Raw genomic sequence first — 14,924 nt, 5'->3', positions numbered from 1 at the left:
GAAGGGAAACCATGCAAGGCGTACTATATGTGAGTCACGGCAGCCGAGTGGAGGAAGCGCGAAGGGAAGCGATCGAATTTATGCAATCGGTGCGCCAACGAGTGGATGTTGCGCTTCAGGAAATTTGTTTTCTGGAATTGGCTGAGCCCGACATCGCCGAGGGAATCGAGCGCCTTATCGACCGGGGAGCTACCCGTATTGCTGTGGTGCCGGTCTTGTTGCTTAGTGCGGGTCATTATTATAAGGATATCCCGGAAGAGATTGGCAGAGCGAAGGCGCGCCATCCTCAAGTCCGCTTTCAATATGGTGAACCGCTCGGCGTGCAGGACCGTATCGTGGATATATTAGTGGAACGAATCGAAGAAACAAAAGCATTTCGTCATTCCGATGCGCTTGTTCTGCTGGTCGGACGAGGAGGACGTAATCCGGAAATACCTCGGTCCATCGAAGAAATAGCAGGAAAATTACAGGCGAAACTGGCTGTCTCAAAAGTGAACACTTGTTATTTGGCGGCGTGTCCCCCTTCTTTCGATGAAGGTTTACAGGAAGCTGTCAAAGGCGGAAAACCGCAAGTCATTGTAGTGCCGTATCTTTGGTTTACCGGTTTACTGATGCGCTCCATGGAAAAGAAGATCAACAGCTTATCAACCAAAAACCAGGAATTCATTCTTTGCCAATATCTTGGCAATCATCCTGCGATGGTTGACGCTTTGGCTGACAGGGTCCATGAGACGTTGCAAGTGAAAGAAAGCCGCTCATAACGAAAAGAAAGACAGTAGGAGAGGAAGTGAAGCATGACCGGATTGGCTGGGAAACAAATTGGAATCGCTGCTGTGCGGAGCGCCAAAGAAATCAGCATCCTGATCGAGAAAAAAGGCGGGACGCCCGTGATTTATCCGATTCAAGGAAAGCAGCAATTGAACGAACAAATCAGCGCTCAAAACATACATGATTTTCTTGCGGAGCCTTTTGATTTGGCGATTTTCACAACGGGCATCGGAGCGAAGACATTAACCGAGTCTGCCATAGCCATTGGCCAGGATGATCTGTTTTTTGAAAAACTCCGTCATACAAATATAGCGGTCCGCGGAAGTAAGACCATGAATTGGATGAAAGCTCATTCGCTGCAGGCAAGTATCGTATCAGAAGACGGAACGATGAAGAAGTTACTGACGGTGCTAGCCGCCGAGTATGCGGATAAGCGCCCGCAGCGTGTCTTCATACAAGCATACGATTTGGATGACGATAAGTTGAAGAAAGCGCTCGAAGAAAAAGGCCATTCCGTTTACTTATCACGGCCTTATTCTTATAAGAAGCCCGATCCGGAAGTAGTAAGGGGGTTGGAGCACGCAATCCTCCAGCGATCGTTGGATGCTCTTATTTTTACGAGCAAGACACAAGTGAAAAACCTGTTTTCAGAAGAGGCTGATCATCAGCGATTGGTCGATGCTTTCAACGGCAATGTATTGGGAGTGGCAGTTGGAAAAGTAACAGCCCACGAATTGGAAAAACAAGGAGTTGAGAATGTTCTTCAACCTGAGAGTCCGAAAATGGGAGCAATGGTGGTGAAAGTTGACCGCTACTACCAATAGAAAAGCAAATAGAATTTTTGCAGAAATAGTAAAATAATTTTTATGAGGTGGGTAATTTGCAGTTGCAGCTAAAGAACAGTCCGTTTGATCAAGAACAAGTAGAAATTCTAAATCGTTTATTACCAACATTGACAGAGAATCAGAAAATTTGGTTGACCGGATATTTTGCTGCATCACAATCAGCAGTCGCAGGAGCTGTCCAGGACAATGCAGGAGCCGACTTTATTGCACAAGTTTCGGAACAGCCTGCAGTCACTCGGGAAGTGACTATTTTAGTGGGTTCACATACAGGCAATTGCCAGTCAATCGCTGAAGACGTATCGCAAAAATTGACTCAGCAGAACTACAAAGTATCGCTTTTTTCAATGGACGATTTCAAACCGAAAGAATTGAAGAAAGTGGAAGATTTATTGGTCATAACAAGCACACATGGAGACGGGCATCCGCCGGATAACGCTATCGCATTTTACGATTTCTTACATAGCAAAAGAGCTCCTGAACTGAATGACCTTAGATTTTCAGTCCTTTCTTTGGGTGACAGTTCGTATGAGTTCTTCTGCCAAACGGGCAAAGATTTTGATAAACGTTTGGAAGAATTGGGTGGTGAAAGAATTTACCCGCGCGTGGATGCTGATCTGGAATTTGAAGAGCTGGCAGAAGAGTGGTTTGAAGGCGTAGTAAGCGTATTGAACGCATCAAAAGAAGCTAACCGGTCAAGCAGCCAGGCAGCTCAGCCCAATCAATCAACTGAAGTGGAAACTCCATCGGCTTATTCCCGCACGAATCCATTCCGCGCAGAAGTATTGGAGAACTTGAACTTGAACGGTCGGGGATCAAACAAAGAAACCCGCCACCTTGAACTGGATTTGGAAGGCGCCAATCTGGCATATGAGCCGGGTGACAGCCTTGGTATCATCCCTGAAAACGAGGCGGATCTGGTTGATCAGTTAATCGAATCGACAGGATGGAATCCGGAAGAATCGGTTGCCATCAATAAACAAGGAGAGACCAGGTCGTTGCGCGATGCTTTAATTTCTACATTCGAGATTACCAGCCTGTCAAAACCGCTGCTTGAAAAAGTGGCACAGCTAACTGAAAACGAAGAATTGAACAAGTTGCTTGATCCTGAAAATAAAGAACAATTGCAGGCTTATATCCATGGGCGCGACTTGATCGACTTGACGCAGGACTTTGGGCCATGGCAAGTACCCGTGACCGAGTTCGTCAAAGTTCTTCGGAAAATACCGGTTCGGCTTTATTCGATTGCGAGCAGCTCGAAAGCGAATCCGGATGAAGTGCACCTGACAATTGGCGCAGTAAGATATGAAGCGAACGGACGCCAACGGAAAGGGGTTTGTTCCACACAATGTGCGGAACGCTCGGACATCGGCAGCACGTTACCGGTGTTCGTCCAGAGCAATCACAGTTTCCGGCTTCCTGAAAACCCGGACACACCGCTTATCATGATCGGGGCCGGAACAGGAGTTGCTCCTTACCGGGCATTCATGGAAGAACGGGAGGAAACAGGGGCAGAAGGGGATTCATGGCTGTTCTTTGGCGATCAGCATTTTGTGACGGACTTCCTTTACCAGACGGAATGGCAAAGATGGCTGAAGGATGGGGTTCTTTCCCGGATGGATGTTGCTTTTTCCCGGGACTCCGCAGAGAAAGTATATGTGCAGCACCGCATGCTGGAGAAAAGCCGTGATTTTTATAAATGGCTGGAAGCGGGGGCCTGCATTTACGTGTGCGGCGACGAGAAGTACATGGCGAAAGACGTCCATTCCGCAATTTTGTCCATCCTTGAAAAGGAAGGCGATATGAACCAGGAAGAAGCAGAAGCATATCTTGCCGGCCTGCGCAGCGATAAGCGTTATTTGCGTGACGTGTACTAAGAGCATTTTAAATGCGGAAGGAGTTAGATGATGACAACCAAAAGATTGACTGATATAGATGGCACGCCCAGTGAAATGGAAATCATTAAAGACAAAAGCGATTATTTGCGGGGGACGATCGCGGAAAGTTTTAAAGAGCCCTTAACGGCATCTATTCCGGATGCCGATGCGAAATTACTGAAATTCCATGGCAGTTATATGCAAGATGACAGGGATATACGAAATGAACGGAAGCATCAAAAGCTAGAACCGGCGTATCAGTTCATGATTCGTGTCCGGCTTCCGGGAGGCGTCGCTACTCCTCACCAATGGCTGACAATGGACCGGCTTGCGAACACCCACGGAAATGGTTCGTTGAAACTGACCACCCGTCAAACGTTTCAAATGCATGGCGTTTTGAAATGGAATATGAAAGAAACTCTCCAGGAAATGAATAATTCACTGATGGACACGATCGCAGCTTGCGGCGATGTCAACCGGAATGTGATGTCCACTTCCAACCCGTATCAGTCGGATATCCATGCTGAGGTATACGATATATCCCGTGAACTGAGTGAGTACTTGCTGCCAAAAACCAATGCTTACCATGAGATTTGGCTGGACGAAGAAAAAGTGGTCGACAGCAGCGAGACGGAAGAAGTGGAACCGATGTATGGGCCTCTTTACTTGCCGCGTAAATTCAAAATTGGTGTGGCGATCCCGCCTTCCAATGACGTGGATATCTTTTCGCAGGACCTTGGATTTATTGCCATTTTGGAGGACGGAAAACTCCAAGGTTTTAATGTCACTGCAGGAGGCGGTTTGGGGATGACACACGGAGAGCCGGAAACTTATCCTCAATTGTCACGTGTCATCGGTTTCTGTCCGGTTGATAAAGTGCCGGAAGTGGCAGAAAAAATCATCACCATTCAGCGTGATCATGGCAACCGCACTAATCGGAAAAATGCCCGCTTCAAATATACCATCGACCGAAAAGGCCTCGACTGGGTGAAACAGGAACTGAACGAAAGATTAGGCTGGAAACTTGAAGAACCACGTGCTTATCATTTCGACCACAGTGGCGACCGTTACGGCTGGATTGAAAATGACGGCAAGTGGCATCTGACTCTATTCATCCAAAATGGCCGTGTGAAAGATACGGATGATTATAAGTTAATGACAGGTCTTCGGGAAATTGCTCATGTCCATACAGGCGATTTTCGGCTGACCGCCAACCAGAACCTCATCATTGCGAATGTCACAAGTAAGAACAAGAAAAAGATAGATAACCTTATAAGCGAATATGGTCTCACAGATGGAAAAGAAAATTCAGCATTGCGCAGAAACTCCATGGCATGTGTCGCTTTACCGACGTGTGGCTTGGCGATGGCCGAAGCAGAACGTTACCTTCCGTCGTTAATCACCAAAATCGAAGATATTTTGGATGAAGCAGGTCTTCGGGAAGAAGAGATCCTTATCCGCATGTCCGGCTGCCCGAATAACTGCTCACGGCCAACTCTCGGAGAAATCGGCTTTATCGGCAAGGCGCCGGGAAAATACAATATGTATTTAGGCGCCAGTTTCGCAGGAGATCGATTGAACAAAATGTACCGGGAAAATATTGGAGAAGAAGAGATTCTGGGGACACTCAAACCGATCTTTTTCCATTATGCGAAAGAACGGCAGGAAAACGAGCGTTTCGGCGATTTCGTCATCCGGACAGGCTATGTTGCGGAAGTCACTTCCGGTACTAATTTCCATAGCTGATATCAACACACATACAAATAGATGCCCGGGAGCGAATTTCGGGCTCTGTTTGTCAACGGATTGCATGTTTTAAAGATTCTCTGATTTAAAAACTTGATCGATTGAGCCTTAACCAAAAAGGAGTGCAGGAATTTGAAGTATAGTTATGTTTCCCATCTTTATTGCCCGAAATGCGGGAATGAGTACGATACGAAACAACAGCATCAATTATGTACATGTGGTTCTCCACTACTAGTGGAATACGATTGGGACGAATTAAAAGCGAATGTAACACCTGACGATATAGCTAAACGAAACCCGACGTTATGGAGATACCACGAAATGCTTCCGGTCGAGAACGAACAAAACGTGGTATCCCAAGGAGAAGGAATGACTCCACTTCTTAGTATGCCGACGATTGGAAAAGACATGGGCGTTGAAAAGCTCTATATGAAGGATGAAGGGCTTGTTCCGACTGGCACATTTAAAGCGAGAGGCGCAGCGGTCGGCGTTTCTAAAGCGAAAGAAGTGGGAATCGAGGAATTCGCAATGCCAACTAACGGGAATGCAGGGGCTGCTTGGGCGCTCTACGGCGCGAGAGCTGGCTTGAAATCCACTATCGTCATGCCACAGGATGCGCCGAAAATCACCCGAAACGAAGTGGCATTATCAGGAGCGAATCTTTACTTGGTAAATGGATTAATCAGTGATGCCGGAAAAATTGTCGGAAAAGCCGTGAAGGAATTCGGACTTTACGATGCTTCTACACTGAAAGAGCCTTACCGGATCGAAGGCAAAAAAACAATGGGATTGGAAATCGCGGAACAGATGGGTTGGAAATTCCCGGATGTCATTTTGTATCCTACCGGAGGAGGCGTCGGTCTCATCGGAATCTATAAAGCCTTGAATGAATTAAAGAATCTGGGCTGGGTTAAAGGCGAATTGCCGCGATTAGTCGCTGTCCAGGCGACCGGCTGTGCGCCCATTGTAAAGGCGTGGGAAGAGAAAAAGAGTGAATCGGAATTCTGGCCGGATTCGAGTACCCAAGCTTTCGGTATCAATGTGCCAAAAGCAATAGGTGACTTTTTGGTGTTGGATGCCGTCTATAAAACAGATGGTTGCGCAATTGCCGTGGATGACCAGGATATGCTCGATGAACAGGAAAGAATCGCACAGATGGAAGGATCCTTTATTTGCCCGGAAGGCGCCGCTGTGTTTGTTGCGATCCGTCAATTGCGGCAACAGGACTGGATCAAAGAAGGGGAAACAGTCGTGGCTTTGAATACGGGAGCAGGAATCAAATACCCGGATACAGTAAATATCGATGTCCCGATATTAGAAAAAGATGATTCGATAAAGGTCGCATCCAACTAATAGGAAATGCAGTCCGTTTTAAAGGGGATACCTGCCTATGACCGAAAATGCATTATGCAGAAGGAGGAGAAACAATGAAATTGAAAGATAATTTGCTGGCCCAAATTTTCGTCGCTTTCGCCATAGCGATTACTTTGGGGCTCATTTTCGGTCCAGCGATTGAAGTTGTCGAGCCGTTAGGCGAATTGTTTTTGCGTCTGATTAAGTTCGTGATTGCGCCGCTCGTTCTCGCTTCTTTAGTCGTGGGAATCGCCAGCATAGGAGATCCGAAACAATTAGGCAGAATTGGATTAAAAACAGTAACTTATTATCTGGTGACAAGCGCGATTGCAGTCACAATCGGTTTGTCTTTCGCCTTCTTGATTTCACCAGGCGAAGGTCTGACAATCGGTATTCCTGAAGAAGGAAGTGTGGAAGTGAATGAAACAGAAGGGGTAATAGCCACGTTGCTCAATATTATTCCGGAAAACCCTTTTGCAGCACTTGCTTCAGGAAGCATTTTACAAATTATCTTTTTTGCCATTTTCCTTGGTTTGGCAATCACTTTAGTCGGAAAGCCTGCAGAGCCTGTATACCGCTTTTTTGAAGGTTTTGCCGAAATTATGTATAAGATAACAGGTATCATTATGTGGTTGGCGCCACTTGGCATTATCGGATTAGTGGCACCGGTCGTTGGTGAATATGGACTTTCCGTCTTGCTGCCACTCTTAAAAGTGATTTTGACAGTTGCCATTGCTTGTATCGTCCATGCTGTAGTGATCTATGGACTGGCAGTTAAAACGTTTGGTAAAACGAATCCTTTGCGTTTCTTTAAAGGAATCACACCGGCTGCGGCAGTCGCATTCAGCACTTGCAGCAGCGCGGGGACTTTGCCGGTAACCATGAAAAACACACAGGAAAATTTGGGCGTTTCCCGGAGAATAAGCAGTTTTGTCCTTCCATTGGGAGCTACACTTAATATGGACGGGACCGCTATTTATCAAGGTATCGCTGTCGTGTTCATCGCCCAAATCTCCGGTTTGGAGCTTTCCATTATGCAACTTGTGGCAGTAGTACTGACTACTGTACTGGCTTCCATAGGAGCAGCAGGGGTGCCGGGGGCAGGAGTCATCATGCTGGCCATGGTATTGAATGCTGCAGGCATGCCACTTGAAGGGATTGCATTAGTCGCTGGTATTGACCGGATACTCGACATGTTCCGGACAACCGTGAACGTTGTGGGGGATGCTTCAGCCGCAGTCGTGGTTGCCGGTTCTGAAGGCGAATTATGGACCGACGCCACAGTAGAAGAAAGAGACGATGATTTCGAAAGCGCAGGAGTGGACGAACGCCATGCATTGAACGCAAAATAAGACGTTCCATAAGAGCCGCATTCTTCCCATCAATAAGGGAGGGATGCGGCTCTTATCTTTTTAATTTTTCATCATTACATTTCATTTATCGAAGGCTTAACCCGGTGAACAGCAGTCAGCATACATACCGGAAGTGCCTGAAACGATAACTGTTTCAATACGGATTGAAAGGAAGATAAATGCTGCAACCATAGCATCTGTCTTCCTTTTCGTCTGTAAAAATACACTTTTACGTACAGTTTTGCATCAAAATTAACTAGCGTTTTGTTTCCCTGCTGAGTATATTTTAAGAATACACGTAGATTTCATGGAGGCGGGTTTTTTTGAATCAGGGGAAGATGTATAACATTTCTTGGTTTCCTATTGTTGTCTTTATTTCCACAGGGGTAATTATCCTTTCGTTGTTGGGGTTTGTGGATTGGAAAGAGTTTTCCACCAATATTCTCACCTTTATTGCAAACTTGATCGTTTCCTCTGTTTTCATGGGCTACGGCATTTACCTTTTGAGAAAAAGAAGAGAAGGCAAGGGATATTACTGGGATGATGAAGGCATAGTAATTGACCTGAAAGGAAACAAAGTATTTTGGCATGAAATAGAGGAAATTAAATACGCTGTCTTTCATAGCAGCAAGTCAACCGTCATTCATCCTCATTGGAGGAACCATGAAAAAATAGCAGCGCGCCACTCTCGAAAGATGCCGACTCCCGGACATTCCATTGACTGGTTCATGGTAGAGCGGGCGAAAGAGATGCATGAAGAACTGATGAAAACATGGGAAGAGAATAGACCGGAAACGAATTTCTTTTTTTGATGGATTCCGGCGAAGAGTCGCGGTACATAAAACAAGCAGAATCATCCAGCTGTTTAAGGAACTTCAAAAGCAAAGCATTCTCGTGCAGAATGCTTTGCTTTTAGCAGAATAGCTCATGGTGTTTTAAGGTGTTCCTCAAACCATCTCTGAAGCTTTTTTGAATTGTTCTTCATTCGCTTCAAGTTCAGTTTTTTCGCTCAAAGTTTTGTTCAATCTGAAAATCTCTTGGAATATGTTACTCAACTTTCCCATAATTCCGCGCGGATCTATGCTGGCTTCCCACTTTTTCAGGCGAGAAAGCTGTTGCTTGCTCAATAAACTTCGATCGCTTTCGAAGCATCGAAGTGGAGTTCTTTCTCGGTATACCGTTAAGATACGATCAGCCGTCGCACTCTATCCAAATTATAAAGTGCATGGTACATCTCTTCTCGCATTATGGCACAATATCTATCTACTAGAAGCAGTTGAGATAGTTTCTTTTCAGCATCAAAAACCCGGCTGAACGCGGTGCTGAATGGATGTGAAATTCGGCTGATACTTCGTTATTTCGCAATTCAAAACTGAACGGCTAAACGTTTTTGGCAACTCTTATTTGATCTGAAGTGAAAATCACAATCTGCTTTTTTTATTTTGTAGATTATCATGTTAAGTCGAACGGTCAGAAATAAAAAATAGCTCGAATGGGTACACATTAGTTAACGCCAATCAACTAAAGGAGTGCCCCCACCTGAGCTATGCCCACATTGTAACACGGGAACGTGTGCTGATTGAAGAATATATCCTTGCCGACAAATCACTGTCCTATATTGCCCGCCAGATGAAACGAAGTAAAAGCACGATCAAGTATGAGCTGGACCGGTGCGCGCCGTATACAGCCGCCGAAGCGCAGCGTGACTACGAAACCAAGCGGAAGAACTGCGGCCTGAAACCGACAGCGGACATGGAAATAATCCGCCATGTCACGGAACGCCAGGAGAAAGGCTGGTCACCGGAAGGCATCGTGGAACGGTACCGGAAAGAGCACGGCAAGCCATTTGCCCTTAGTGTTGCGACCATCTACCGCTATGCCGCACTCGGTCTGTTCGGCCTGTCGAAGAAACTGCTGATACGCAAGGGCCGAAAGCGAAAGAACCACGAAGAGGAGACCTGTGGCAAGATGCCTTCGCTGAAAAGCATACACGCCCGTCGGGCACCCCGTAGCCAGATCGGCCACTGGGAGGTCGACACCGTAATTGGCAAGGCACACAAGAGCCAGATCCTTACGCTCACGGAACGAACCAGTCGATTTACAATTGTACAGAAACTGGCTGCCAAGACAGCTGAAGAAGCGGCTCGTGCCATTGTCAGCTTACTGCAGGAATTGCCGAAGAAACTGGTGAAGTCCATCACGGCCGATCGCGGCAAGGAATTTCACTTGTGGACGGAAGTGGAGAAAGGACTGGAAATCCCCTTCTACTTCTCGGATCCTGGCATGCCAGGTCAGCGCGGGACGAATGAGAACTCAAACGGCCGCGTCCGCCGCACCTATCCGAAAGGGACCGATTTCAGCCGGATGACGCAGCGGGAAACCTTGGATTTCCTCCTGGAATTTAACCAGGTGCCACGGAAAGTGCTCAACTACAACACACCATTCGAGGTATTCATGAATTTCCTGCCTCGTTCGACTTGAGTTGACAATTTACATTTTGAATCCTTTTTTATTCATTCATCGGTTGGAAAACTTATCGATCGTATTGTCCATCAGGATTGTCGAAAGAATGTCGGCATCCTCTTCTTCCAGCAAGCCGTAGGTCGGACTGTTTTCCTCTCGCATCAGGAAGGTTTCTTCACTATCTTCGTCAAAGAACACTTGGTATTTCTCAAGTTCCTCGGGTGTATCCGTGTCGGAAAAATAAAAAAAGGTTAAAGTAGCAATTTGTTTTTCCGGTGCTGGCTCATCGCCGGAATTCCAATCGGCATTTTCGACTAGAGATTCTATGGTATCCAAAACATCCTCTTCCGTTATCATTCCGGCTACGTTCAAACCGTGCAGCTGGATATCGATACGGACTAAATCTCTTTCTTCAATAAAAGAACAAGCTGCCAAGAAGAAGGAGAGGAAAAGCGTCATCATAAACTGTTTCATCAAACCCCACCTTCCGTACCTATCGCAAAGTGACCTTATCTATTCCGCTGTTGTGTTTAATTTCCAAACTAAAGACCTCATCCATGAAATTTTCGGCCGTATGAAAGTAAAGGAACGTTCCCTGCTCGACAACAAAATCGCCGTTATCGTTTCGTTCTGCTGTAAACTGGAAAGTTTCACGCTCACTTTCTCCAGTGTAATAGCCAACTGCCTCGTTATTTGCCTTTAATGTTAAAGTGATTTCTTCATCGTCCAGTTCAAAAAGAGGCGTGATTGTGAAGGAATGGATGGAACGGGAAAGCTCTTCCAGATTATAGAACTCACCTGAAATCCGGTCGTAAACATTCCATTTTTCTTTATCATTGTCCCCTTGGCCTTCAGTGGAAAGGGAAGTGGAATAGCTGATCAGTTTCTGATTATCAAGATTCTGACCTCCCGAATCGCAGCCGGAAACCAGCAGCGCCAGTGAAAAAAGCAGTAGAAATTTTTGGATGTGTCGCATCACAAAACTCCTTCCTTTTTTATCCTCTATATAAACCTTAACACAGATTTCCAAGTATCTCTTGACGGATATTGTCTTGGTTGGTACTTGCATCTCCTGTAATAAGAATTACGCGGGCAAAAATGTAAACTAAAGGGAAGGGATTGGGCGGTCATCAAAGACAAGACGATCGGCTGTTTTCCTTATCGTTGTCATTCGCATTATGTTTTATAATTCAAATTTTCATCACTTCTATCATTTACGGTTTTGGAAAAATTTTAATTATGGAATTGACAATCTAAATGTATTAACCATATAATACGCTTATAGTGTATGAATTAGTTAGTACATACACGATTGCATCAAAAGATGTATAGGAGTTGGTTTGATGGATATGAATTTTAATAATCGTGATCCGGTCTATTTACAAATTATCCGTTATTTTAAAGAGAAAATTGCAATTGGAGAATTGCAGCCGGGAGAGGAAATACCATCCAGACGTGAATTGGCTAACAGAATGAAAGTCAATCCGAATACAGCGCAACGGGCTTATAAGGAAATGGAGCAGCAGAAGTTGATCTATACAGAACGCAATCATCCGAGCAAGATTACGACAGATCTAAACACGTTAAGTAAAGTGAGAGAAGAGTTAATCATTGAAGCTGTTGATACATTTGTGACATCTGTCCGTTCCATTAATGTGCCTGTTGAAGAACTGCTTGAATTAGTCAGGGAAAAGTATACAATCCAGGAGGATAAGGAGCTAACATCATGATTGAAGTGAAAAAGGTTGAAAAGAATTACGGACGTAAGAAGATATTGAAAGGGGTTTCTTTTACAGCGAACAAAGGTGAAATTACGTGTTTAATCGGTATAAATGGAGTTGGGAAGACCACTGTTTTAAATGCAATTATGGCCCTCACTCCTATTAACAAAGGGCAGATATTAATTGATGGCAAACCATTGGATAAAACGACATTCGAAAAAATCACTTTTATTCCCGATGCCATTACAATGCTTCCGCAAATGACCATAACAGAGGCCATGGAGTTTATGAATGATTTTTATACGGGGTGGAACCAGGAACGTGCTACTGAATTATTAGGGTTTTTCAGACTCAATCCAAATGATCGGATTTCTTCTTTGTCTAAAGGAAATACCGCAAAGGTAAATTTATTACTGGGTTTAGCGCTTGATGTGGATTATGTATTAATGGATGAGCCGTTTTCAGGAATCGACATGTTCAGCCGGGAAGAAATTGCAAATGTATTCACAAGTCATTTGATTGAAAATCGCGGTGTCATCATTACGACCCATGAAGTAGGAGATATTGAACATTTAATTGATAAGGTTGTTTTACTGGATGACGGAATGGTCATAAAGGAATACAGTCCTGAGGATGTCCGGGAAACTGAAGGGAAGTCTGTAACTGATGTGATGAGAGAGGTGTATCAAAGATGAATAATTACATAAAGCTCGTGAATTTTGAAATTAACCGTATCGCAAAATTATTTGCAGTCTTGCTCGGAATTACATTTGTGGTGCAGATGATTGGGGTTATTGTCGAATCAAGAAAGTATGTGAGCATGGCTAATGAAAAAATTTTTGAAGGGTTGATGTCCAAAACGCAGTTTCTGGAAAGTTTCGGTCAGATGAGTTTTTTACAAATAGCAAGAAGTTTTTGGTTTATGGCACCGATCGCTTTATGTGCTGCCGGGATTGTATTCTATATTTTCCTTATTTGGTATAGGGACTGGATCGGAAAAAATACGTTTGTTTATCGATTGTTAATGCTCCCGACAACCCGATTGAATATCTTTTATGCAAAGATCACTGTGATCCTAATGATGGCGCTTGGTCTGGTCGCTTTTCAACTTATCTTACTTCCTATAGAGATGTCCGTTATGGCAGCCATCGTACCGGATGAGTTCCGAATCGCTATGGGTGTGCAGGAACTGGTGACCAGCATGCCTGAATTAAATATCATTATTGCAAGCAGCATTGTAGAATTTTTCTTGTATTACGGAGCGGGATTGTTGGCTGTTTCCATTCTGTTCACGGCGATTATATTGGAAAGAAGTTTCAGATGGAAAGGGATTGTGGCTGGCCTGATGTACAGTGCCATTGCAATAGCCGTACTGATATTACCCATACTTCTGCATGAGTTCGTTCTGAATGGCTTTTTCTATCCGATTGAGTTGTTAGTACTTGAAATCGCAATGGGCTTAATTGTTCTTGCAGCATCTGTTTGGTTTAGTGGATTCTTATTAACGAAAAAGATCAACGTATAAGGAGTGTGTAAAGTGAGGAAATATTGGAAATCAATTGCAATTGCCGCCAGCATCGTGCTTAGCATCGGAACTTTCTATGCCACTTCTGCGAAGTCAGCTGAACACTATCCGGAGTTTGTGATCCAACCACTTAGCGGTGATATCCAGGAAGTAAAACACTTAGTATTGGAGGGGATGTACATAAATCCTTCATCTATGAATTACATAAATTCGAACTTGAAAATCACTGTGCAAGGTTCTTCCTATAACAGCCGTTCCATTTTGGATCAGTTGATCGGAAATTATCCAACTGTGATCAAGAAGTTTCAGGAAGATTACCATACGTTCATGAGAGGGAAGGATCCAGTTGTTAGCCTGTATTTTGAAGACAGTGAGTTTCTGGCTTATGCAAATGCAGATTATACAATCGATACGATGGGACCGGAAGATTTTGAATTTGAAATAGCAGTGTTAAACAAAGATGATGGTACAGTAAACTCCTTTGCAGTGGAAGTGCCGGACGGTGGAGGACTGGATCACATTTTTGTGGAAGATGTCCAATTAGTAGAGAATAAATTATATCTCATTACGCAAAACATGGTGAGAAAGAATGACAGTTTTAATGAAGAAAAGCATATTTATGAGATTGACTTGGATACCCAGAATCTAATCAGCCATGAAACTTTAGCGGAATCCGCTCAGTCGAAAGAAAATATACATACGTACACCCGTCTGGTGGAAAACAGTCCAACAGCAGCAAATGAGCAGATTATCCTGTTGAAAACGGAAGAAACAGTAACGGAGGAAATAGAATCTATCAGAATGACAGATTTTAAGCAGGAGATTGTATTCTATGATCTAGCAACAAAAGAAACTGAAACAGTAAATGTACCGGGTCTTAGTTTGGAAGAGAACCAGCTTAGTTTAGTGGAGGGGTCAACGCTTTATTTTACACGAGTGGAAGAGCAGGAACTAATAGTTACTCCTTATCGCTTAGGGGAAAATCAGGTTGATCGGGAATTAAGAATCCAGCTCCAATCAGCAATGGAAAAAGGTCTTGTCCCATTTCTAAGCGTGAAAGAAGGCAAGCTTTATGTGGTGAGCCCGCAAATAAATTCGAAATCAAATGGGGATATCACAGTTGTAGACATGCAAACAGGAGAGACACTTTTCAAAGGACAAATCGCCTTAAAAACGCCATCTGAAGAAAAAGGTGATTTCGAATTACATCTCCATGAGATCCATGTAAAGTAATGGCTAAGAAAGAAAGCGGGCTACCCCTCTTTCCAGTAAAAAGA

At 44.4% G+C, this 14,924-nt stretch carries 14 protein-coding genes; 12 read left to right on the top strand and 2 right to left on the bottom strand.

The features are described 5' to 3' along the window. Positions 1-11 precede the first annotated feature (11 nt). From B0X71_RS11135 to B0X71_RS11095, 8 genes are all read left to right on the top strand, one after another. Positions 12-761 carry a sirohydrochlorin chelatase gene (locus B0X71_RS11135; RefSeq protein ID WP_077589474.1) on the top strand — a complete coding sequence of 250 codons (750 nt, stop codon included), beginning with the start codon at positions 12-14 and terminating at the stop codon, positions 759-761. A 33-nt stretch (positions 762-794) separates the two neighbouring features. Beyond that, entirely contained in the window at positions 795-1,592 is a 798-nt protein-coding gene (locus B0X71_RS11130; protein WP_077589473.1) for a uroporphyrinogen-III synthase, read from the top strand. A 56-nt stretch (positions 1,593-1,648) separates the two neighbouring features. Continuing rightward, a complete protein-coding gene (locus B0X71_RS11125; protein ID WP_077589472.1) occupies positions 1,649-3,487 on the top strand; it encodes an assimilatory sulfite reductase (NADPH) flavoprotein subunit in 1,839 nt (612 codons plus the stop codon). A 30-nt stretch (positions 3,488-3,517) separates the two neighbouring features. Next, positions 3,518-5,233: an assimilatory sulfite reductase (NADPH) hemoprotein subunit gene (gene cysI, locus B0X71_RS11120; protein ID WP_077589471.1), complete on the top strand. Its 1,716-nt coding sequence runs from the start codon at positions 3,518-3,520 to the stop codon at positions 5,231-5,233. A gap of 132 nt (positions 5,234-5,365) precedes the next feature. Next, complete coding sequence (locus B0X71_RS11115) at positions 5,366-6,586, top strand: threonine synthase (RefSeq protein WP_077589470.1); 1,221 nt, start codon at positions 5,366-5,368, stop codon at positions 6,584-6,586. An 80-nt stretch (positions 6,587-6,666) separates the two neighbouring features. Further along, positions 6,667-7,938, top strand: coding sequence for a dicarboxylate/amino acid:cation symporter (locus tag B0X71_RS11110; protein ID WP_408634146.1), 1,272 nt, complete (start codon positions 6,667-6,669; stop codon positions 7,936-7,938). Positions 7,939-8,261: 323 nt separating this feature from the next. Next, the gene (locus tag B0X71_RS11105) at positions 8,262-8,750 is read left to right on the top strand and encodes a hypothetical protein (protein WP_077589468.1); all 489 of its coding nucleotides are present in this window, start codon (positions 8,262-8,264) and stop codon (positions 8,748-8,750) included. A 727-nt stretch (positions 8,751-9,477) separates the two neighbouring features. Beyond that, complete coding sequence (locus B0X71_RS11095) at positions 9,478-10,419, top strand: IS30 family transposase (RefSeq protein WP_456299479.1); 942 nt, start codon at positions 9,478-9,480, stop codon at positions 10,417-10,419. A gap of 36 nt (positions 10,420-10,455) precedes the next feature. Here the strand turns inward: B0X71_RS11095 and B0X71_RS11090 are convergent, their stop codons facing one another. Then, the gene (locus B0X71_RS11090) at positions 10,456-10,875 is read right to left on the bottom strand and encodes a hypothetical protein (RefSeq protein ID WP_077589465.1); all 420 of its coding nucleotides are present in this window, start codon (positions 10,873-10,875) and stop codon (positions 10,456-10,458) included. 19 nt (positions 10,876-10,894) lie between these two features. Further along, entirely contained in the window at positions 10,895-11,377 is a 483-nt protein-coding gene (locus B0X71_RS11085; RefSeq protein ID WP_077589464.1) for a hypothetical protein, read from the bottom strand. A gap of 367 nt (positions 11,378-11,744) precedes the next feature. On the opposite strand from B0X71_RS11085, the gene B0X71_RS11080 reads away from it, so the two are divergent. From B0X71_RS11080 to B0X71_RS11065, 4 genes are read left to right on the top strand one after another with little or no spacing between them, the layout of a single operon-like run. After that, the gene (locus tag B0X71_RS11080; protein WP_077589463.1) at positions 11,745-12,131 is read left to right on the top strand and encodes a GntR family transcriptional regulator; all 387 of its coding nucleotides are present in this window, start codon (positions 11,745-11,747) and stop codon (positions 12,129-12,131) included. After that, a complete protein-coding gene (locus B0X71_RS11075) occupies positions 12,128-12,817 on the top strand; it encodes an ATP-binding cassette domain-containing protein (protein WP_077589462.1) in 690 nt (229 codons plus the stop codon). Before B0X71_RS11080 ends, B0X71_RS11075 begins: the two co-directional genes overlap by 4 nt. Continuing rightward, positions 12,814-13,647 carry a hypothetical protein gene (locus B0X71_RS11070; RefSeq protein ID WP_077589461.1) on the top strand — a complete coding sequence of 278 codons (834 nt, stop codon included), beginning with the start codon at positions 12,814-12,816 and terminating at the stop codon, positions 13,645-13,647. Before B0X71_RS11075 ends, B0X71_RS11070 begins: the two co-directional genes overlap by 4 nt. A gap of 12 nt (positions 13,648-13,659) precedes the next feature. After that, entirely contained in the window at positions 13,660-14,880 is a 1,221-nt protein-coding gene (locus B0X71_RS11065; protein ID WP_077589460.1) for a hypothetical protein, read from the top strand. Positions 14,881-14,924: the final 44 nt, after the last annotated feature.

The organism is Planococcus lenghuensis (genome assembly GCF_001999905.1).
Taxonomy (GTDB): domain Bacteria; phylum Bacillota; class Bacilli; order Bacillales_A; family Planococcaceae; genus Indiicoccus; species Indiicoccus lenghuensis.
Note: the sequence above shows the minus strand (reverse complement) of the source record. Positions and strands in the feature narration are given on the sequence as shown.

Excerpts from the sequence above, each read along its gene's own strand:
- B0X71_RS11135 (WP_077589474.1), top strand. The coding sequence starts at position 12 with ATGCAAGGCGTACTATATGTGAGTCACGGCAGCCGAGTGGAGGAAGCG.
- B0X71_RS11130 (WP_077589473.1), top strand. The coding sequence starts at position 795 with ATGACCGGATTGGCTGGGAAACAAATTGGAATCGCTGCTGTGCGGAGC.
- cysI (WP_077589471.1), top strand. The coding sequence starts at position 3,518 with ATGACAACCAAAAGATTGACTGATATAGATGGCACGCCCAGTGAAATG.
- B0X71_RS11090 (WP_077589465.1), bottom strand. The coding sequence starts at position 10,875 with ATGAAACAGTTTATGATGACGCTTTTCCTCTCCTTCTTCTTGGCAGCT.
- B0X71_RS11085 (WP_077589464.1), bottom strand. The coding sequence starts at position 11,377 with ATGCGACACATCCAAAAATTTCTACTGCTTTTTTCACTGGCGCTGCTG.
- B0X71_RS11080 (WP_077589463.1), top strand. The coding sequence starts at position 11,745 with ATGGATATGAATTTTAATAATCGTGATCCGGTCTATTTACAAATTATC.
- B0X71_RS11075 (WP_077589462.1), top strand. The coding sequence starts at position 12,128 with ATGATTGAAGTGAAAAAGGTTGAAAAGAATTACGGACGTAAGAAGATA.
- B0X71_RS11070 (WP_077589461.1), top strand. The coding sequence starts at position 12,814 with ATGAATAATTACATAAAGCTCGTGAATTTTGAAATTAACCGTATCGCA.